Annotated in this window: 1 protein-coding gene; it reads left to right on the top strand. The window is 53.9% G+C overall.

All coding sequences use genetic code 11. From position 1 onward, the window contains the following. Positions 1–366 precede the first annotated feature (366 nt). Positions 367–1,054 (top strand): MobV family relaxase (gene mobV, locus ABUA47_RS24945; protein ID WP_349832315.1); only part of this gene is annotated, 688 nt, incomplete at its 3' end.

Raw genomic sequence — 1,054 nt, 5'->3', positions numbered from 1 at the left:
CGCCGTTTCCCGATAAATCTTCCTCTCGCTTCGCTGCGAGCGTATTTATCGGGAAAACCTTGTATCCGACCGCCCCGCCACCCACCGACCGAAAGGGAAAAAATAAGGGTGGGGTTATATGGGTAAGCAGACGGCAGGGATAGCCACCGCAGAAAGGCAGACGGACGGTACGCCGCAGGGTATTTACGGAGAAAATACCGTAGCTTATTAGGGAATTTTCCGAGCCGCAATACTACGTATCGCTGAAAATTCCCCAATAAGGCAAGGGGCAAGCCCCTCTGCACACCCCATCGGGGACGGCATTTGCCGCCCCTGAAGATACAAAAAAATCATTGTTGCACAAGCCAAAAAAGAAAGGAAGAATATATGGGTTTCGTAGTTTTACACATGGAAAAGGCGCACGGTTCCGACAGCGGGACGACCGCCCACATAGAGCGTTTCATCATACCCAAGAACGCTGACCCCACACGCACGCATCTAAACCGAAAACTCATCGAATATCCCGAAGGAGTGAAAGACCGTTCGGCGGCTATCCAAAGGAGGCTGGAAGAAGCGGGACTGACACGCAAAATCGGAAGTAACCAAGTGCGGGCAATCCGCATCAACGTGTCGGCAACACCCGAAGACATGGAACGCATCGAACGGGAGGGACGGCTGGACGAGTGGTGCGCCGACAACCTCAAATATTTTGCCGACACGTTCGGGAAGGAGAACATCGTGGCGGCTCACCTGCACTTGGACGAGAAAACACCGCACATGCACGTCACACTTGTGCCGATAGTCAAGGGGGAACGCAAGCGGAAGAAAAGGGAGGAGCAGGCGAAGAAACGCTACCGCAAGAAGCCGACCGACACCGTGAGGCTGTGCGCCGATGACATCATGAGCCGCTTGAAACTGAAAGCCTATCAAGACAGCTACGCTGTTGCGATGAAAAAATACGGTTTACAACGGGGCGTGGACGGTTCGGAAGCGAGGCACCGTCTATGCCCCTTTGCAGCCCGTATTTCGCCATCGCCACGGCATAGGTATCTTGGTAGGACTTCAATTTCAGCCG

This window comes from Bacteroides sp. RTP31139st1_H2_RTP31139_211217, assembly GCF_040227615.1.
Taxonomy (GTDB): Bacteria; Bacteroidota; Bacteroidia; order Bacteroidales; family Bacteroidaceae; genus Bacteroides; species Bacteroides uniformis.
Note: the sequence above shows the minus strand (reverse complement) of the source record. Positions and strands in the feature narration are given on the sequence as shown.